Source organism: Amycolatopsis sp. NPDC051371 (assembly GCF_040682155.1).
GTDB lineage: Bacteria > Actinomycetota > Actinomycetes > Mycobacteriales > Pseudonocardiaceae > Amycolatopsis.
This window is the reverse complement of the sequence record NZ_JBFBAG010000007.1, coordinates 235,025-252,714: the sequence shown is the minus strand read 5'-3', so window position 1 is coordinate 252,714 and position 17,690 is coordinate 235,025. Positions and strand designations below refer to the sequence as shown.

Sequence of the window (17,690 nt, the reverse complement as noted above, 5' to 3'; positions counted from 1 at the left end):
CACACTAGTTTTCTGGTGACAAACGCAGCGCCGATCGTTCCTGCATTAGCAGGGAAGGTGCGGCCAGCCGATCCGCCCGGCTCATCATCCAGCCGCGCTTCAGGGTGCCGAACAGGTCGGTCTGGTTGGTCAGGCCGACGATGTTGGCCGCCTGCGGGCCCATGGCCGCGATGCGGACCTGGGTGCCCGTGTGCGACTGCGAGCCGCCGGTTTCGGCGGTGCCGTACGCGAGGGTCATGTTCGAGCCCTCGTTGGTGATCAGCGTGGCGGTCAGGCCCGGGGTGGCGGTCGGCTCGACGATCTGGCTGCTGTGGCCGTGGTCGGCGGTCACCAGCACCAGCGTGTCGGGGTGGCTGCGGGCGAACGCCGTGCCCGCCGCGATCGCCGCGTCGAAGTCGATCGTCTCGCCGATCTGGCCGCACGGGTCGGCGGCGTGGTCCTGCTTGTCGATGCTCGCGCCCTCGACCTGCAGGAAGAAGCCCTTGTCCGAGTGCCGGTCGTCGAGCAGCTCGAGCGCTTTGCGGGTCTGGTCGGCCAGCTTCGGCTGGGTCTTCGGCAGCGCCGGGTTGGCGGTGCACCGCGCCGGCGCGGTGCCGCCGTGGACCGCGGCCGGGCCCGTCCAGTTCACCGGCATGTTGTTCTTGGCGAACAGGCCGAGGACCGGCTTGCCCTTCTTGGCCGCCGCGAGGTCCGCCGCGGTGTTGACGACGTTGTAGCCGGCCGCCTTGGCCTGGTCCAGAACGGTCTTGCCCTTGAACTTGCCGGCGGTGACCGTCTGGTCGAAGTACGTCGCGCCGCCGCCCAGCAGGACGTCGGGGCGGGTCTGGACGAGCTGCTCGGAGATCGAGCCGGCGCCGCCCTTCTCCTTGGCGTTGACGGCGCACTTGGCGGTCGTCTCGACCGGGCCCTTGCAGTCGCGGCTGACGACGTGCGCACCCAGCACGGCCGGGGTCGCGTCCTGGACCTCGGCGGTGGTGACGTCGCCGGTGCGCAGGCCGCCGCGCTTGGCCAGCTCGAGGATCGTCGGCACGGGGTTGCCGTACGCGTCGACGGAGATGGCGCCGTTGTAGGTCTTGACGCCGGTGGCCCAGCCGGTGCCGGACGCGGCCGAGTCGGTCACGTAGTTCGGCTTGCCGGGGTTGTTCTGCTCCACGGCGTAGGTGGTGTAGTCGCCGGTCAGCGGCAGCTCGTCCATCGCGAGCCGGCCGGCGGCGCCGCGCTCGTAGTTGCGCGCGGAGGTGATCTCCGACTGGCCCATGCCGTCACCCAGGAACAGGATGACGTTGCGGGCACTGCCGCCCTGGATCGCGGAGCGGACGTCGTTGGTGCGGTCACCGGTGCCGGCCGACGAGCGCGCGTTGTCGCTGTCGGAGCCGTTGGCGGCGATAGCGACCGGGGCGGCGGCGACCAGCGCGGCGCCGAGCGCGCCCGCGACCAGCCACCGGCGGCGGCCGGTGAGCAGCGAAGCCATGTTTCTCCTCTTCGGGGACTTCGGGAGGTAAGAGCCCGGATTCCGGACACGGGCTATTAGTCCTGGTGCATGTGTGGCGTGCACGGACGAGAGGTGAGCGGCGGGTGGCGGCTGATCGAACACCTGGCTTCACGGAGGTGACCGGGAGCACGTCGGTTATTGACCGGCGAGGTGCCCGGGCCTGACGACGCCCGCTTCGTACGCCATGACCACCGCCTGGCTGCGGTTGGCCGCGCCGAGCTTGCCGAAGATGTTGCCCACGTGGGTCTTCACGGTCTCGAGGCTGATCACGAGCGCGGCCGCGATGTCCTGGTTGGACAGTCCGGTCGCGACCAGCCGGAGCACCTCGGCCTCCCGCCGGGTGAGCGTTTTCGCGGCCCGCGCGTACCGTTCGTGCCGGACACCACGGGCGGTCACCAGCCGCCGGATCGCCTCGGGGAACAGCAGCGACTCGCCGGTGGCGACGGTCCGGACGGCGTGCGCGATCTCCTCCTTGCGAGCCCGCTTCAGCAGGAACCCGCTCGCCCCGGCCAGCAGCGCCTCGTGCACGTAGTCGTCGTTGTCGAACGTCGTGACGACGAGGACCTTCGGCGGCTCGGTTGTCTCCGCGAGCAGCTGCCGGGTGGCCTCGATGCCGTCGGTGCCGGGCATCCGGACGTCCATCAGGACGACGTCCGGCCGGGTGCGGCGGACCGCGGGCAGCACCTCCGAGCCGTCGGCCGCTTCGCCGACGACGGTGATGCCCTGCTGCTCCAGCAGCGCCCGCAGGCCGGTGCGGACCAGCGGCTCGTCGTCGGCCAGGAGCACGGTCGGCGTCATGCGCCCGCCCGCAGCGGGATGGTCGCGCGCAGCCGCCACCGCTCGCCGTCCGGACCCGCGTCGAGCTCGCCGCGCAGGGCTTCGACGCGCTCGGCGAGCCCGGTCAGCCCGCGCCGCCCGGGCCGCGGGCCCACGCCGGGCAGCGTGTTGACGACGGCGATCGCCAGGCGCTCGGGCCCGGCCTCGACGCGGACGTCGACCGCGCCCGGGCCGGCGTGGCGCAGCGCGTTGGTCAGGCCCTCCTGGACGATCCGGTAGCCCTCGCGCGACACCGCGGCGGGCAGCGCCGCGACCGGTCCAGTGACGGTCAGCCGGACGTCGAGCCCGGCGTCGCGGGCGCGCACGGCGAGGACATCCACCTCGGCGAGCGTGCGCGTCGGCTCCTTCGCCGCGGGTTCTTCGCGCAGCAGGCCGAGGACGTGGTCGAGGTCCTCGAGGGCGCTTCGAGACGCTTCTTCGATCCTGCCGAGTGCGCGCCGCACCTGGGCCGGGTCGGCCTCGACCAGGTCGGCGGCGGCAGCCGCCTGGATGGTCGACGTCGTGAGCGTGTGCCCGATCGAGTCGTGCAGCTCGCGGGCCAGCCGGTTGCGCTGGGCGAGCACGGCGGCGCGGCGTTCGGCGAGCGCCGCGCGTTCGGCGTCGGACGGGCCCAGCAGCGCGGTCGCGGCGGCCCGGAGGCCGAAGGTGGCGGCCGCGGTCATGGCCACCGCCGCGAACGCCACCACCAGCCCGAACGGGATCGTCCACGCCCCGAGCGGGACCCCCGACCAGAACAGCGAGATCGTGTCCTGCCCGCCCGTCAGCCAGACGGCGGGCACGAGCAGCCCGAGGCCCAGGAAGGCCAGCACGGTGAACAGGATCCCGCTGGCCGCGGTGTGCAGCGCGAGCCACAGCCCGGACCGCAGCCGCGTCGCGATGTCCGGCCGGCTTCCGGGCGCGGGGACGGTGGTGCCGAGCAGCGTGTTCGCCAGGCCGATGCCGAGGCGCCGCACCGGTCCCAGCAGGCCCAGCAGCCCCATCAGCACGGCCAGGGCGAGCAGCGCGACGAGCGCGCGAACCCGGGAATCGGCTTCGACGGCCACCGCCGCGGCAAGCGCGAAGGGGGCCACCGGCATCGCTACGGCGGCCCCCGCGGCGGCGTGGAGCAGGCTGCGGTAGCTGCCGATCCGGGTCAGGGACAGGAGGAATCCGGGCATGCGGCGAGCGTAGGGCGGCCGGGCCGGCCGCGACCTCCCTCTCCGGAGCCAGATCCTGGTCCTACGCCAGATCCGTCACAACCGGTTAGCAACCGTTAGCACCGGCCTCCTACACTCGGGACGTGGCAGACCGACCTCTGATCGCCCCCAGCATCCTGTCCGCGGACTTCGCCCGGCTCGGCGAGGAGATCGCCGCCGTGGCCGGCGGCGTGGAGACCCGCGCCGACTGGGTCCACGTCGACGTCATGGACGCGCACTTCGTGCCCAACCTGACCCTCGGCCTGCCCGTGGTCAAGGCGCTGCTGAAGAGCACCGACGTGCCCATCGACTGCCACCTGATGATCGACGACCCGGACCGCTGGGCGATCGGGTACGCCGAGGCCGGCGCCTACAACGTCACCGTGCACGCCGAAGCCGCGAAGGACCCGATCGCGTTGGCCAAGAACCTGCGCGCCGCGGGCGCCAAGGCGGGCCTGTCGCTCAAGCCGGGCACCGCGCTCGAGCCGTGGCTCGACGCGCTCAAGCACTACGACACGCTGCTGGTCATGTCGGTCGAGCCGGGCTTCGGCGGGCAGTCGTTCATCACCGACGTGCTGGAGAAGGTGCGCACCGCGCGCCGGCTGGTCGACACCGGCCACCTGAAGCTGGTCGTCGAGATCGACGGCGGGATCAACGCCGAGACCATCGAGCAGGCCGCCGAGGCGGGCGTCGACTGCTTCGTCGCCGGGTCCGCCGTCTACGGCGCCGGCGACCCCGGCAAGGCGGTCGCCGCGCTGCGCGAGCAGGCGGCCCGCGGCCGCGCCGGCTGACACCGCCGCGGCACCGGAGAAGCCTCCGGGCCGCGTCGGGTGTTGGATGGAAGGACCGGCTCACAAGGAGGCAGCGGACGTGTTCACCGGCATAGTCGAGGAGATCGGCGAGATCACCGCGGTCGAACAGCTGACCAACGCGGCACGGCTGCGCGTACGCGGCCCGCTGGTCACCAGCGACGCCGGGCACGGCGACTCGATCGCGGTCAGCGGAGTGTGCCTCACGGTCGTCGACGTGGCCGACGGCGAGTTCACCGTCGACGTCGTGAACGAGACGCTCCAGCGCTCGAGCCTGGCCAAGGTCGCGACCGGCGACCGGGTCAACCTCGAACGCGCCACCCCGGCCGGCGGCCGGCTCGGCGGGCACATCATGCAGGGCCACGTGGACGGGACCGGCGTGTTCCTCGGCCGCGACGAGAACGGCGTCACGACGTTCGCGCTGCCGGAGCACCTCGCGCGGTACGTGGTCGAGAAGGGCTCGATCGCGGTCGACGGGATCTCCCTGACCGTCGCCGCGGTCTCCGGCGACCAGTTCAAGGTCGCGCTGATCCCGACCACCCTCGAGGTGACCACCCTCGGCGGCCGGGAGGCCGGCGACCCGGTGAACCTCGAGGTCGACGTGGTCGCGAAGTACGTGGAGAAGCTGGCCGAGGCGCATATCCGCGACCAGGTGCAGAATCGGGACAGCGGCACGGAGGAGCGGTCATGAGTGAGTCGAGTGCGGCAGAGCCCGAAGCGGGCTGGACCCCGTGCGGAACCGGGGCGGTGTTCGACGCCGACGCCATCGAGCGGGCGATCGCGGACATCGCGGCGGGCCGTGCGGTCGTCGTGGTCGACGACGAAGACCGCGAGAACGAAGGCGACCTCATCTTCGCGGCGGAGAAGGCGACGCCGGAGCTGCTGGCGTTCATGGTCCGCTACACCTCGGGCTACGTCTGCGTGGCGCTGACCGAGGCCGAGGCCGACCGGCTGGACCTGCCGCCGATGTACCACACGAACCAGGACGCGCGGGGCACCGCGTACAGCGTCACGGTGGACGCCGCCGACGGCATCAGCACCGGCATCTCCGCCGCCGACCGCGCGCACACGACCCGGCTGCTCGCCGACCCGGCGTCGACCGCGAAGGACTTCCGCCGGCCCGGCCACGTCGTGCCGCTGCGCGCGAAGGAGGGCGGCGTGCTGCGCCGGCCCGGGCACACCGAGGCGTCGGTCGACCTGGCCCGGATGGCCGGGCTCGCGCCGGCGGGCGTGCTCTGCGAGATCGTGTCGCAGAAGGAAGAGGGCGACATGGCCCGCCGCGACGAGCTCGAGGTGTTCGCGGCCGACCACGACCTGGCGATCATCACCATCGCCGACCTGATCGCCTACCGCCGTCGCACCGAGAAGCAGGTCGAGCGCGTCGCGGAAGCGCGCATCCCGCTGGCCGCGGGCACGTTCCGCGCGGTCGGCTACGACTCGCTGCTGGACGGCATCGAGCACGTCGCGTTCGTCTACGGCGAGATCGGCGACGGCCAGGACATCCTCGTGCGCGTCCACTCCGAGTGCCTGACCGGCGACGTCTTCGGCTCGCTGCGCTGCGACTGCGGCCCGCAGCTGGAGGCGGCCCTGGAAGCGGTGGCCGCCGAAGGCCGCGGCGTCGTGCTCTACATCCGCGGCCACGAAGGCCGCGGCATCGGCCTGCTGCACAAGCTGCAGGCCTACCAGCTGCAGGACGACGGCGCCGACACGGTCGACGCGAACCTGGCGCTGGGCGTCCCGGCCGACGCCCGCGACTACGGCACCGGCGCGCAGATCCTCTGCGACCTCGGCGTCCGCACCATGCGGCTCCTGTCGAACAACCCGGCCAAGCGGATCGGCCTGGAGGGCTACGGCCTGCGCGTCACCGGGCGGGTGCCGCTGCCGATCTCGCCGAACCCGGAGAACCTGCGCTACCTGCGGACCAAGCGCGACCGGATGGGGCACGACCTGGCCCAGCTGGAGCACTACGACCAGGTCGGCGCGGGCGCCGAGCACCCCGACGGAGGAGCACTGTGAGCGGCGAAGGCCGTCCCGACGTTTCGCTGGACCTGACCGGCTGCAAGTCCCTGAAGCTCGGCATCGTGGCCACCCGCTGGAACGCGGACATCACCGACGTCCTGCTGGAGCGCGCGCTGGCCGCGGCGAAGGAGGCGGAGCTCGAGGACGAGCCGACGGTGGTCCACGTCGCGGGCGCGATCGAGCTCCCGGTGGTGGCGCAGGCGCTGGCCCGCAACCACGACGCGGTGGTCGCGCTGGGCGTGGTCATCCGCGGCGGCACCCCGCACTTCGAGTACGTGTGCGACGCGGTGACGGCGGGCCTGACCCGGGTGGCGCTCGACGAGAGCACCCCGGTCGGCAACGGCGTCCTGACGTGCGACACGCAGGAGCAGGCGCTCGATCGGTCGGGCCGCCCGGGGGCCAAGGAGGACAAGGGCTACGAGGCGACGGTGGCGGCTCTGGACTCCGCGCACGTGCTGCGGAGCCTGCGCCAGCCGTGGACCGAGCGGGGTTTCGTGTGAGCGTGCAGACTCTCCTGGTGATCCGCCCCCGGCGCGCGCTGATGGTGTGCAGCGTGCTGGCGGTGGCGCTGCTGGCGGTGTTCGTGGTGGTGGCGGTGCTGCTGCGCAACGGCAACACGGGCGTCCACTTCCAGCGCTCCGACCAGGCGGCGATGATCGGCATCGGCATCCTGCTGGCGTGCGGCGTGATGCTGTTCGCGATCGCGCGCGTGCGGGCGGATGCCGAGGGCATCGAGGTCCGGAACGTGCTGATCACCCGGCGGTTCGCTTGGGACGACGTGCTTTCGGTGAGTTTCCCGGACGGTGCTTCGTGGGCTCGGCTGGAGCTGCCGGACGACGAGTACCACGCCGTGATGGCGGTGCAGGCGGTGGACCGGGCGCGGGCGGTGGAAGCGGTGCGGGCACTGCGAAAACTGCACCGCGCGGCCACCGGCGGCTGACCCCGGCGGGTCAGAGGTTCAGGTCCACCACGATCGGCGCGTGGTCCGAAGGTCCCTTCCCCTTCCGCATGTTCCGGTCCACATAGGAATCCGTCACCGCACTGGTGAACGCGGTGTTCCCATAAACCAGGTCGATCCGCATCCCCTTGTTGTTCGGGAAGTTCCCCGCCCGGTAGTCCCAGTAGGTGAAGGGGTGGTCGTACTTCAACGGCCGCGGGAAGACGTCCGACAACCCGAGGTCCCGCAGGCGGGCCAGCGCGTCCCGCTCCGGCTTCGTCACGTGCGTCGACTCCGCGAACACCGCGATGTCCCAGACGTCCGCGTCCGCCGGGGCGACGTTGAAGTCCCCGAGCACCGCGAACGGACCCTCCGCGGAAAGCTCCGAAGCCACCAGGGACCGCAGAGACTCCAGCCACTCCAGCTTGTACGCGTAGTGGGGGTTGTCCGGCTCACGCCCGTTCGGCACGTACACCGACCACACCCGCACGCCCCCACAGGTCGCCCCGATCGCGCGCGCCTCGGAGGCCCCGTCGAACTCAGGCTCGCCCGGGAGCCCGCGCACCACGTCGGACAGCCCCACCCGGGACACGATCCCCACGCCGTTCCAGCGCCCGAGCCCGTACGCCGCCACCTCGTAGCCCAGCGCCTCGACCTCGGCGAACGGGAACTTCTCCGTCGCGTTCTTCAGCTCCTGCAGGCACAGCACGTCCGGCGCCGTCTTCTCCAGGAACTCCAGCACGCGCGGCAGGCGGGGGACGATGGAGTTCACGTTCCAGGTGGCGATCCGCATGCCCGCGAGCATCCCACACCCCACCGACAGTTCCGGGGCGGCGCGAGACCGCGCCGCCCCGGAACGCGGAGTACCTCAGACGCCCGCGGTCGTCCGGATCCAGGACCGGCTCGAAGCCACGCTCGCGTAGTTGTTCGTGCCGCGCGTGTTCGTCCCGCTCTGGTTCTGGACCGTCGACGCGACGCCGACCTGGACGCCGCCGGAGAGCTGCGGGCCGCCCGAGTCGCCCTTCCACGCCGACCCGTTGATGCCGACGCTCTGGATCGCGCGGCCGCCGTACGCGTCCGACGACCGGCCGGTCACCTGGACGTTCGCCGTCTTCAGGGCCGACGCCGGCGGGCCGGTCGGGGTGGTGCGGCCCCAGCCGTAAAGCTGGTTGGTGCTGCCCGTCGCCGGGTCCGCGCTGCCCAGCTTGACCGGCGCCGCGCTGGTCGCCGACGCCAGGTGCAGCAGCGCGATGTCGCCGTTGGGGGACTCGTACTTCCCGTCGACCGCGATCTGCGTGCCGGAGAACAGCGTGTTGCTGCCGACCTTGACGTGCATGCCCGAGCCGTCCTGGTCGAGGCAGTGCACCGCGGTCATCACCCAGCGGGCGGCGATCACCGTGCCCGAGCAGTTGAAGCCTTGGAAGTCGCGTCCGGCGGTGTTCACGTACACCTGGGCACCCCAGGAGACGGCGGGGGAGGTCGTGCCGCCGACGATGTTCGGCTGGACGCCCGCGGAGGCGACCGCGGCACCGGCGAGGGTCAGCGCGACGGCGGCCGCCGAGGCGGCGCCGAGGATACGAAGAGGGCTCACGGTGGTGATCCTTTCGGACGGGGGCCGGATCGGCCGGTCGGAAAGTAACCACCGCGTCACCCCGGGCGACACCTACCGAAGTCGGAACCGGGCGAAGACCCGACTTCCGGCGGATCGGACACATCCGGGCAGTTCGCGCCCGCCCGGCCGGGGGCGTGCGAGAACTGTCGGTGGCGGCAAATAGGCTGGGGTGGTGGCTGACCCGACCACCTACCGACCCGCTCCGGGAAGCATCCCGGAGGCCCCTGGCGTGTACAAGTTCCGCGACGCGACCAAGCGGGTCATCTACGTCGGCAAGGCGAAAAGCCTGCGCAGCAGGCTGAACTCCTACTTCGCCGACCTCTCCGGCCTGCACCCGCGCACCCGGCAGATGGTCACCACGGCCGCGAGCGTCGAGTGGACCGTCGTCAGCACCGAGGTCGAGGCGCTGCAGCTCGAGTACAACTGGATCAAGGAGTTCGACCCGCGGTTCAACGTCCGCTACCGCGACGACAAGAGCTACCCGGTGCTCGCGGTGACGTTGAACGAGGAGTTCCCGCGTCTGCACGTCTACCGCGGCGCGCGCAAGAAGGGTGTCCGGTACTTCGGCCCGTACGCGCACGCGTGGGCCATCCGCGAGACGCTCGACCTGCTGCTTCGGGTGTTCCCGGCGCGCACGTGCTCGGCCGGGGTCTTCCGGCGCCACGGGCAGATCGGGCGGCCCTGCCTGCTCGGCTACATCGACAAGTGCTCGGCGCCCTGCGTCGGCCGCGTCTCCGCCGACGAGCACCGCGACATCATCGAGGACTTCTGCGACTTCCTCGCGGGCAAGACCGACGTCATGATCAAGCGGCTCGAGACCGAGATGGCCGCCGCCTCCGAAGAGCTCGAGTTCGAGCGCGCCGCCCGGCTGCGCGACGACCTCGGCGCGCTCCGGCGGGCCATGGAGAAGCAGGCCGTGGTGCTCGGCGACGGCACGGACGCCGACGTCGTGGCGTTCGCCCACGACGACCTCGAAGCCGCGGTCCAGGTCTTCCACGTGCGCGGGGGCCGGGTCCGCGGCCAGCGCGGCTGGGTGATCGACAAGGCCGAGGAGATGGACGTCCCCGCGCTGGTCGATCACTTCCTCACCCAGTTCTACGGCGACGAGGCCGAGCTCGACGCCCGTGACGATGTCGACGCGGGGCCGGTGGTCCCGCGCGAGGTGCTGGTGCCGGAACTGCCCGCGGACGCCGACGCGGTCGCGGAGTGGCTCACCGGGCTGCGGGGTTCGCGGGTGCAGCTGCGGGTGCCGCAGCGCGGCGACAAGAAGGCGCTCGCCGAGACCGTCCAGCGCAACGCGGGGGAGGCGTTCACCCAGCACAAGCTGCGTCGCGCCGGAGATCTGACGGCACGCTCGGCGGCGCTCACCGAGCTGCAGGAGTTCCTGGCGCTGGACACCGCGCCGCTGCGCATCGAGTGCATCGACATCAGCCACATCCAGGGCAGCGACGTCGTGGCGTCGCTCGTCGTCTTCGAGGACGGGCTGGCGCGCAAGTCCGAGTACCGGCGCTTCGCGCTGCGCGAGGCGGCCGAAGAGGGCGACGTCGCGTCGATCGCCGAGGTCGTGCGCCGGCGGTTCTACCGCTACCTGAAGGAAACCGCGGAAGAGACGGACTCGTCGAAGCCCGGCCTCGACCCGGAGACCGGCCGGCCGAAGAAGTTCGCCTACCCGCCGAACCTGCTGGTCGTCGACGGCGCGGGCCCGCAGGCCACGGCGGCCGCGGACGTGCTGGCCGAGCTCGGCATCACCGACATCTCCGTGGTGGGGCTGGCGAAGCGGCTCGAAGAGGTGTGGCTGCCCGCCGACCCCGACCCGGTGATCCTGCCGCGGACGTCGGAGGGGCTGTACCTGCTCCAGCGGCTGCGTGACGAGGCCCACCGGTTCGCCATCGCCTACCACCGCGAGAAGCGCTCCAAGCGGCTGGTGACGTCCGAATTGGACAGTGTGCCCGGGCTGGGGCAGGCTCGCCGCACCGCCCTGATCAAGCACTTCGGCTCGGTGAAGAAGCTCAAGCAGGCCAGGATCGAAGAGATCGAGGCGGTGCCCGGCTTCGGCAGGCGCACCGCGGAGGCCGTGGTCGCCGCGCTGGCCGGGGAGTCCGGTGCGGGTCCGAAAGCAGGGGAGTAGGGAAACACAGTGAGTGCGCAAGAGGAGATCCGCGGGTCCGGCATGGAGGTCGCGGTCGTGTCCGGCCTGTCCGGGGCGGGCCGCAGCACGGCGGCCAAGTGCCTGGAGGACCTGGGCTGGTTCGTCGTCGACAACCTGCCCCCGGAGCTGATCGCCACGATGGTCGAGCTGGGCGCGCAGGCGCGCGGCGCGATCACGAAGGTGGCCGTGGTGATGGACGTGCGCTCGCGTGCGTTCACCGACGACCTCGCCTCGGTCATCAAGGACCTGGACGCCCGGGGCTACAAGCCGCGCGTGCTGTTCCTGGAGGCGACCGACGCGGTGCTGGTGCGGCGCTTCGAGGCCGTCCGCCGCGGCCACCCGATGCAGGGTGACGGCCGGCTCGCCGACGGCATCACCGCGGAGCGGACGCTGCTGGAGCCGCTGCGCGAAGAGGCCGACCTGGTGCTCGACACGTCGTCGCTGTCGGTGCACGACCTGCGTGCCAAGATCGAGGACGCGTTCGGCTCCGAGGCGAGCACCCAGACCCGGGTCACCGTGCTGTCGTTCGGCTACAAGTACGGCCTGCCGATGGACGCCGACCTGGTGATGGACGTCCGGTTCCTGCCGAACCCGTTCTGGATCCCGGAGCTGCGCGAACACACGGGCCTCGACGGCGAGGTCCGCAACTACGTCCTCTCGCAGGAGGGCGCCGAGGAGTTCCTCGACCGCTACCACCAGCTGCTGCGGCTGATCGGCGCCGGCTACAAGCGCGAGGGCAAGCGGTACCTGACGCTGGCCGTCGGCTGCACCGGCGGCAAGCACCGCAGCGTGGCGCTGTCCGTGGAGCTCGCCCAGCGTCTGTCCAAAGAGGACGGAATGGCCGTGAAGGTGGTGCACCGCGACCTTGGTCGTGAATAACGTGCGCGCGGTCGCCCTCGGGGGCGGCCACGGGCTGCACGCCACGTTGTCCGCGTTGCGGCGGGTGACCCCCGACGTCACCGCGATCGTCACCGTGGCCGACGACGGCGGGTCGTCCGGCCGGCTGCGGCGCGAGCTGGGGCTGCTGCCGCCGGGCGACCTCCGGCAGGCCTTCGCCGCGTTCGCGGCGGAAGACGGCGGCACGCTGTGGGCCGAGGTGTTCCAGCACCGCTTCGGCGGCGACGGCGCGCTGGCCGGGCACGCGGTGGGGAACCTGCTGCTGGCCGGGCTGTTCGAGGTGCTCGGCGACCCGGTCGCCGCGCTCGACGAGGCCTGCCGCCTGATGGGCGTCTCGGGCCGGGTGCTGCCGATGTCACCGGAGCCCCTGGAGATCGTGGGCCAGGTCAGCGGCCTCGACAGCGAGGACCCGGCGGCGCTGCGCACCATCCGCGGGCAGGTCGCGGTGGCGTCGACGCCGGGTCAGGTGCAGCGCGTCAGCCTGCACTCGCCGGGTCACTCGGGGCGGCCGCCGCAGGCGTGCGAGGAAGCGGTGGAGGCGGTGCTGAAGGCCGACGTCGTGTTCCTCGGGCCGGGCTCCTGGTTCACGAGCGTTTTACCCCACTTGCTCGTGCCGGGGCTGCACGACGCGCTCGTGAAGACCGCCGCGACGAAGGTGCTCGTGCTCAACCTTGTCCCCCAGCCGGGGGAAACCGCGGGGTTCTCGCCGGAGCGGCACCTCGACGTACTCTTCGAACACGCGCCCGATCTGCGGGTCGACGCGGTGATCGCGGACCGCGATTCCGTGCCCGACCCGGCGAATCTCCGGCGCGCGGCCGAACGGCTCGGCGGTCGCGCCCACCTGGGGGCGGTGGGCGACCCGGAAGTGGCGGGACGGCATGATCCTGATGCGCTCGCGCGATGCATGCGGGAGGCTCTCGGTCTCGGCAGGGGCGGGGAGCACGGGGGAGGAGCGAAAGGCAGGGAGGGGCAGTAATGGCGATGACCGCCGCGGTGAAGGACGAGCTGAGCCGGCTGGAGATCACGAAGATCGGGCCGCGCCGGGCGGAGGTCGCGTCGCTGCTTCGCTTCGCCGGCGGGCTGCACATCGTGGCCGGCCGGGTGGTCGTGGAGGCGGAGCTGGACACGGGCTCGGTCGCGCGACGGCTGCGCAAGGAGATCCACGAGCTGTACGGCCACCATTCGGACGTCCACGTCATCACCGCCAGCGGCGGCCTGCGCAAGGGCACCCGCTACGTCGTGCGCGTCGTCAAGGACGGTGAGGGCCTGGCCCGCCAGACCGGGCTGATCGACCAGCGCGGCCGCCCGGTGCGCGGGCTGCCCGCGGCCGTGGTGTCCGGGGGAGTGGCCGACGCGGAGGCGGCGTGGCGAGGCGCGTTCCTCGCCCACGGATCGCTCACGGAACCGGGCCGTTCGTCGTCCCTCGAGGTGACCTGCCCGGGCCCGGAGGCGGCACTGGCGCTCGTCGGCGCGGCCCGCCGGATGGGCATCCAGGCGAAGTCCCGCGAGGTCCGCGGCGCCGACCGCGTGGTCGTCCGCGACGGCGACGCGATCGGCGCGCTGCTGACCCGCCTGGGCGCGCACACGAGCGTCCTGCAGTGGGAGGAACGCCGGATGCGCCGCGAGGTCCGCGCGACGGCGAACCGCCTGGCCAACTTCGACGACGCGAACCTGCGCCGTTCGGCCCGGGCGGCGGTGGCGGCGGCGGCCCGGGTGCAGCGAGCCTTGGAGATCCTCGGCGACACGGCCCCGGACCACCTGCTGGCGGCGGGCAAGCTCCGGCTGTCGAACCGGCAGGCGTCCCTGGAGGAACTGGGCCAGCTGTCGGACCCGCAGATGACGAAGGACGCGGTGGCCGGGCGCATCCGCCGCCTGCTGGCGATGGCGGACAAGCGGGCCAAGGACCTGAACATCCCGGACACCGAGTCCGCGGTCACGCCGGAGATGCTCGAAGAGGACGACGAGGCCTAGAGCCTCGCGCCGTTAACGGGAACGGTGCCGCGGAGGCCGACTCGTAACACCGCGGTAGCACCACGGCGCGACCGCCGAAACGCGGGACCTCGAACCTCGGAGGCGACCGAGGGAAGGGGAAAGCATGCGCAACGCACGGCTGCACATGACGCCGGAGGTCGGCACCTGGCTCGCTCGCCGCAGCAGCAAGGCCGGCGACCGGACCATCGAGGAACTGGTCGCGGCCAAGCGCGGCACCACCGTCTCCGTGGTCATCCCGGCCCGCGACGAGGAAGCCACCGTCGGCGCGATCGTCACCGCCATCCGCGAGGAGCTCCACGGCGTGCTCGTCGACGAAATCGTCGTCGTCGACAGCCGGTCCACCGACGCCACCGCCGCGGTGGCCGCCGCGGCCGGCGCTCGCGTCGTCGCGCAGGACGACGTCCATCCCGGGCTCGAACCGCGCGAGGGCAAGGGCGAAGCGCTGTGGAAGGGCGTCGCCGCGACGTCCGGTGATCTCGTCGTCTTCGTCGACGGGGACCTCCGCGACTTCACCACGGACTACGTCACCGGGCTGCTCGGCCCGCTGCTCACCGACCCGTCGGTCGCCTACGTCAAGGGCTTCTACCACCGCCCGCTGGGCACCGAGGCGGACGGCGGCGGCCGCGTCACCGAGCTCGTCGCCCGGCCGCTGCTCAACATGTTCTGGCCGGAGCTGGCCGGGTTCGTACAGCCCCTCGCCGGTGAGTACGCGGGGCGCCGCGAGGTGCTGGAGAGCATCCCGTTCGTCGTCAACTACGGCGTCGAGATCGGGCACCTCATCGACCTGCTGGAGCTGCGCGGCCTCGACGCGCTCGCCCAGGTCGACCTCGGCCACCGCGTGCACCGGCACCAGAGCACGCAGGCGCTGGGCCGGATGTCCGGGCAGATCATGCAGACGCTCTTCGACCGCCTGGAGCGCTACGACCGCGTGGTCACGGCGGTGCCGCCCGCGACGATCCTCGCCCAGTTCCAGCGGGGCACGTCGACCGGCGGCGTCGAGCGCGAACTCGTCCTCACCGACCTGACGTCCCCGCAGCGTCCGCCGCTGGACAGCCTGCCGGCGCACGCGCTGCGGGAAACGGCGTAGGTCAGCCGGGCACGTGCTCGGGCTGCCACCCGGGCGGGCCGAGCACGTAGCCCGTGCGCTCGCGCCACGTCCGGGCGGCGCGGAGGTCGCGCAGGATCGAGCCGTACTCGTGGAAGCCGACCTTGAGCAGGTTGTACGTCTCGATGTTCTTGGTCAGCCCGTACTTCGGCCGCCTGCCCTCGGGCACGAAGCTGCCGAACATCCGGTCCCAGACGATGAGGATGCCGCCGTAGTTGGCGTCCAGGTACTCGGCGTCGCTGCCGTGGTGGACCCGGTGGTGCGACGGGGTGTTGAAGACGTATTCGAACCAGCGCGGCAGCTTTTCGATCTTCTCGGTGTGCACGAAGAACTGGTAGACGAGGTCGATCGACAGGCCGGTCAGGATCATCCACGGCGGGATCCCGCACAGGGCCAGTACCGACCAGAACGGCAGCTGGAAGTACGGCGTCCACTTCTGGCGCAGCGCCGTCGAGAAGTTGTAGTGTTCGCTGGAGTGGTGCACCTGGTGGCCCGCCCACAGCAGCCGCACGCGGTGGCTGGCGCGGTGGTAGGCGTAGAAGACCAGTTCCTGGCCGAGCAGCATGAGCACCCACGTCCACCAGTCGCGCGGGTCGAGCCGGACCGGCGCGAGCTCGAACAGCGCGGCGAAGACGAAGAGCATCACCAGCCGGAACAGTGCGTTGACCCCGACCGCGACGGTGCCCATCAGCATGCTCGTGCGGGTGTCGGCCGGGCTGTAGCCGATGACGTTGTCGTCGTGCCCGAGCACGTGCACCGCGACGATCTCGATCGCCACGAACAGCAGGAACACCGGGGTCGCGAACAGCACGGGGTCGCGCAGGTGCGCCAGGAACTCGGCCACGTCGCCTCCTTCGATCTGACCCTACGGTAACTTACCCGCGGGTCACTTTACGCACGGTAGGCTCTCCGGCGTGACGGAGTCAAGGGCGGTCGGGACCAAGGGCATGCCCCGCGAAGAGCGGGAGGCCCAGCTCGTCGTGGCCGGCACCGAGGAGTTCGGCCGGGCGGGCTACGCGGGCGCGTCGATGGTCGAGATCGCGCGCCGCGTCGGCGTCACGAAGCCGTTGCTGTACCAGTACTTCGGCTCGAAGGACGGGCTCTACCTGGCCTGCCTGCACCGCGCGGGCGACCGGCTGACCGAGGGCGTCGCGACGACCATGGCGGGCGGCGGCGAGCCCGAGCAGATGCCGCTGAAGGTGCTCTCGGCGATCTTCACGACGTTCGACCACGATCGCTACGCGTGGCGCCTCCTGCGCGACGAGACGGTTCCGGGCAGCGGCGACATCGCGGCCGCGGCGGCGGACTACCGGCGCCGCCTGGACGCGTTCGCCCTGCTCGGCGCGACGCAGCTGATGACGTCGCGCGGGCTCGCCGACCCGGTCGACATCGAAGCGATCGCGCAGGTGTGGACCGGCGTGGTCGACTCGCTGATCAGCTGGTGGATCGACCGCCCGGACGAAGACGCGGTGGCCATGTCGGCCCGCTGCGCGCGGATCATGGAGGGTCTGTTCGGCTGGTGAGCTCGGCGCGGGCTGCTGCGAAGAACGCCGCCCGATCATCGCCGAAGGTCACCGCGGCCGCCGACAGCGTGCGTCCCAGCGCTTCGAGTGGATCTTCCTCCGCCGCGCCGAAGATCGCCGGAAAGGCCATGGCCTGCTGCAACGCGTTGTCGTGCCGGCCGTCCGGCGTGCGCACCAGGGTGTGCGGCACGTCGGGATCCGACAGCAGGCGCTCCCACGCCGCGTTCCCGTCGTCGAACGGCGGGGGTAGCGCCCGGCCGTCCTCGAGCGCGCGCAGCCCCTCGGCGATCCAGCCGACGCCGTCCAGTCCGGCGCGTTCGAAGGTCCGCCGAGCGACCCAACGGGCCAGCGCGCGCTGAGCTTCGACCGGCGCCGCCACGAGGTCACCGGTCAAACCGCGCTCCTGCTTCGCGAACTCCCGGAGAAACCCCGGCCGCAGGGCCAGAATCCGCTCGTCCGGCAGGGTCCCGCCCCACTCGCGGAGCATCCGCTCGTGCTGAGCCTTCGCGCGTGCCTCCGCTTCGGCCCGCTGCCGCGCCTCCTCGGCCGCGGCGAGTTCCGAGGGCGTCGGCGGCGGAGGCAGCTTCCGCGCGAAGTCGTGCCAGTACGCGGCGGCCGCGCTGTGCTGCCGGACGACGGCGTCGGGCGCCGGCGGCGCGGGCCAGAACTGCAGCAGGTAGCGGTCCCGCTCGGGTTCGCCGTCGACGCGGGTGTCCTGCTCGCGGCCGGCGTCCATGGCCGTCCCGCTGTAGCGGACGCGGTAGTCGCCGGGCGTCAGCTCGAGGTCCCACCAGTCCTCGCCGCCCCAGGTCACGAGCATCGCGCGGCCCTCGGCCCGGAACGACGCCTCGACGACGTCCTCCCCGCCGGCGTCGGGCGGCTCGGTCTCGTGCACCTCCGCGGTGAACCCGACCTCCCCGGTGTGCAGGCCGGTGAGCAGGAAGAGCGTCCCCGCCACCGCGGCGCCGCACAGCCCGTTGCGCTGACCGGCGAAGCACGCCGAAAGATCGCCTTCGAACGGCTCGCCGCCCTCGCTGTGGACGTAGAGCTGTCCATAGTGGACGTGGACGTCGCCGTGGACCACGGTTCGCATGCCGGCCATCCTGGCAGAGGGCACCGACTGTTCCCGTTTGCCGCTTTTGT

18 protein-coding genes are annotated in these 17,690 nt (G+C 72.1%); 11 read left to right on the top strand and 7 right to left on the bottom strand.

Features of this window, described 5'->3' with window-relative positions; genetic code table 11:
• Positions 1-4: 4 nt before the first annotated feature.
• The 3 genes from phoA to AB0M59_RS12325 all read right to left on the bottom strand — a co-directional run bounded on the left by phoA (position 5) and on the right by AB0M59_RS12325 (position 3,486).
• Complete coding sequence (phoA, locus tag AB0M59_RS12335; protein ID WP_364612902.1) at positions 5-1,471, bottom strand: alkaline phosphatase; 1,467 nt, start codon at positions 1,469-1,471, stop codon at positions 5-7.
• Positions 1,472-1,627: 156 nt separating this feature from the next.
• Positions 1,628-2,290 carry a response regulator transcription factor gene (locus AB0M59_RS12330; RefSeq protein ID WP_364612899.1) on the bottom strand — a complete coding sequence of 221 codons (663 nt, stop codon included), beginning with the start codon at positions 2,288-2,290 and terminating at the stop codon, positions 1,628-1,630.
• Positions 2,287-3,486: a histidine kinase gene (locus tag AB0M59_RS12325; protein ID WP_364612896.1), complete on the bottom strand. Its 1,200-nt coding sequence runs from the start codon at positions 3,484-3,486 to the stop codon at positions 2,287-2,289. The genes AB0M59_RS12330 and AB0M59_RS12325 overlap by 4 nt, the downstream gene beginning before the upstream one ends.
• Before the next feature lie 137 nt (positions 3,487-3,623).
• On the opposite strand from AB0M59_RS12325, the gene rpe reads away from it, so the two are divergent.
• The 5 genes from rpe (at position 3,624) to AB0M59_RS12300 (ending at position 7,272) form a co-directional block, all read left to right on the top strand.
• A complete protein-coding gene (rpe, locus tag AB0M59_RS12320; RefSeq protein ID WP_364612932.1) occupies positions 3,624-4,295 on the top strand; it encodes a ribulose-phosphate 3-epimerase in 672 nt (223 codons plus the stop codon).
• 79 nt (positions 4,296-4,374) lie between these two features.
• A complete protein-coding gene (locus AB0M59_RS12315) occupies positions 4,375-5,004 on the top strand; it encodes a riboflavin synthase (RefSeq protein ID WP_364612893.1) in 630 nt (209 codons plus the stop codon).
• Positions 5,001-6,329 carry a bifunctional 3,4-dihydroxy-2-butanone-4-phosphate synthase/GTP cyclohydrolase II gene (locus tag AB0M59_RS12310; RefSeq protein WP_364612890.1) on the top strand — a complete coding sequence of 443 codons (1,329 nt, stop codon included), beginning with the start codon at positions 5,001-5,003 and terminating at the stop codon, positions 6,327-6,329. The genes AB0M59_RS12315 and AB0M59_RS12310 overlap by 4 nt, the downstream gene beginning before the upstream one ends.
• Positions 6,326-6,832: a 6,7-dimethyl-8-ribityllumazine synthase gene (gene ribH / locus AB0M59_RS12305; protein ID WP_364612888.1), complete on the top strand. Its 507-nt coding sequence runs from the start codon at positions 6,326-6,328 to the stop codon at positions 6,830-6,832. The genes AB0M59_RS12310 and ribH overlap by 4 nt, the downstream gene beginning before the upstream one ends.
• Positions 6,829-7,272 (top strand): PH domain-containing protein, encoded by a 444-nt coding sequence (locus AB0M59_RS12300; RefSeq protein WP_364612885.1) that lies wholly within the window; start codon positions 6,829-6,831, stop codon positions 7,270-7,272. Before ribH ends, AB0M59_RS12300 begins: the two co-directional genes overlap by 4 nt.
• A gap of 10 nt (positions 7,273-7,282) precedes the next feature.
• Here the strand turns inward: AB0M59_RS12300 and AB0M59_RS12295 are convergent, their stop codons facing one another.
• The gene (locus tag AB0M59_RS12295; RefSeq protein ID WP_364612882.1) at positions 7,283-8,062 is read right to left on the bottom strand and encodes an exodeoxyribonuclease III; all 780 of its coding nucleotides are present in this window, start codon (positions 8,060-8,062) and stop codon (positions 7,283-7,285) included.
• Between the two features lie 75 nt (positions 8,063-8,137).
• Positions 8,138-8,860, bottom strand: coding sequence for a trypsin-like serine protease (locus tag AB0M59_RS12290; RefSeq protein WP_364612879.1), 723 nt, complete (start codon positions 8,858-8,860; stop codon positions 8,138-8,140).
• Positions 8,861-9,053: 193 nt separating this feature from the next.
• On the opposite strand from AB0M59_RS12290, the gene uvrC reads away from it, so the two are divergent.
• The 5 genes from uvrC to AB0M59_RS12265 all read left to right on the top strand — a co-directional run bounded on the left by uvrC (position 9,054) and on the right by AB0M59_RS12265 (position 15,006).
• Positions 9,054-11,009 (top strand): excinuclease ABC subunit UvrC, encoded by a 1,956-nt coding sequence (gene uvrC, locus AB0M59_RS12285; protein WP_364612876.1) that lies wholly within the window; start codon positions 9,054-9,056, stop codon positions 11,007-11,009.
• A 42-nt stretch (positions 11,010-11,051) separates the two neighbouring features.
• On the top strand, positions 11,052-11,909 hold the full coding sequence (gene rapZ / locus AB0M59_RS12280; RefSeq protein WP_003101350.1) for an RNase adapter RapZ: 858 nt from the start codon (positions 11,052-11,054) through the stop codon (positions 11,907-11,909).
• 1 nt (position 11,910) lies between these two features.
• Positions 11,911-12,903: a uridine diphosphate-N-acetylglucosamine-binding protein YvcK gene (gene yvcK, locus AB0M59_RS12275; RefSeq protein WP_364612929.1), complete on the top strand. Its 993-nt coding sequence runs from the start codon at positions 11,911-11,913 to the stop codon at positions 12,901-12,903.
• On the top strand, positions 12,903-13,898 hold the full coding sequence (whiA, locus tag AB0M59_RS12270) for a DNA-binding protein WhiA (RefSeq protein ID WP_364612873.1): 996 nt from the start codon (positions 12,903-12,905) through the stop codon (positions 13,896-13,898). The genes yvcK and whiA overlap by 1 nt, the downstream gene beginning before the upstream one ends.
• Positions 13,899-14,022: 124 nt before the next feature.
• A complete protein-coding gene (locus AB0M59_RS12265) occupies positions 14,023-15,006 on the top strand; it encodes a glucosyl-3-phosphoglycerate synthase (RefSeq protein WP_364612870.1) in 984 nt (327 codons plus the stop codon).
• Position 15,007: 1 nt separating this feature from the next.
• Here AB0M59_RS12265 and AB0M59_RS12260 read toward each other — a convergent pair whose 3' ends face one another.
• The gene (locus tag AB0M59_RS12260) at positions 15,008-15,868 is read right to left on the bottom strand and encodes a sterol desaturase family protein (protein WP_364612867.1); all 861 of its coding nucleotides are present in this window, start codon (positions 15,866-15,868) and stop codon (positions 15,008-15,010) included.
• 70 nt (positions 15,869-15,938) lie between these two features.
• Here AB0M59_RS12260 and AB0M59_RS12255 point away from each other — a divergent pair, with 70 nt between their 5' ends.
• A complete protein-coding gene (locus AB0M59_RS12255; protein ID WP_364612864.1) occupies positions 15,939-16,547 on the top strand; it encodes a TetR/AcrR family transcriptional regulator in 609 nt (202 codons plus the stop codon).
• Here the strand turns inward: AB0M59_RS12255 and AB0M59_RS12250 are convergent.
• Positions 16,522-17,640 (bottom strand): hypothetical protein, encoded by a 1,119-nt coding sequence (locus AB0M59_RS12250; RefSeq protein WP_364612861.1) that lies wholly within the window; start codon positions 17,638-17,640, stop codon positions 16,522-16,524. The two genes, AB0M59_RS12255 and AB0M59_RS12250, sit on opposite strands and share 26 nt — an antisense overlap.
• Between the last annotated feature and the right edge of the window lie 50 nt (positions 17,641-17,690).

Excerpts from the sequence above, each read along its gene's own strand:
- whiA (WP_364612873.1), top strand. The coding sequence starts at position 12,903 with ATGGCGATGACCGCCGCGGTGAAGGACGAGCTGAGCCGGCTGGAGATC.
- AB0M59_RS12325 (WP_364612896.1), bottom strand. The coding sequence starts at position 3,486 with ATGCCCGGATTCCTCCTGTCCCTGACCCGGATCGGCAGCTACCGCAGC.
- AB0M59_RS12265 (WP_364612870.1), top strand. The coding sequence starts at position 14,023 with ATGCGCAACGCACGGCTGCACATGACGCCGGAGGTCGGCACCTGGCTC.
- AB0M59_RS12330 (WP_364612899.1), bottom strand. The coding sequence starts at position 2,290 with ATGACGCCGACCGTGCTCCTGGCCGACGACGAGCCGCTGGTCCGCACC.
- AB0M59_RS12295 (WP_364612882.1), bottom strand. The coding sequence starts at position 8,062 with ATGCGGATCGCCACCTGGAACGTGAACTCCATCGTCCCCCGCCTGCCG.
- AB0M59_RS12310 (WP_364612890.1), top strand. The coding sequence starts at position 5,001 with ATGAGTGAGTCGAGTGCGGCAGAGCCCGAAGCGGGCTGGACCCCGTGC.
- phoA (WP_364612902.1), bottom strand. The coding sequence starts at position 1,471 with ATGGCTTCGCTGCTCACCGGCCGCCGCCGGTGGCTGGTCGCGGGCGCG.
- rapZ (WP_003101350.1), top strand. The coding sequence starts at position 11,052 with ATGGAGGTCGCGGTCGTGTCCGGCCTGTCCGGGGCGGGCCGCAGCACG.
- AB0M59_RS12250 (WP_364612861.1), bottom strand. The coding sequence starts at position 17,640 with ATGCGAACCGTGGTCCACGGCGACGTCCACGTCCACTATGGACAGCTC.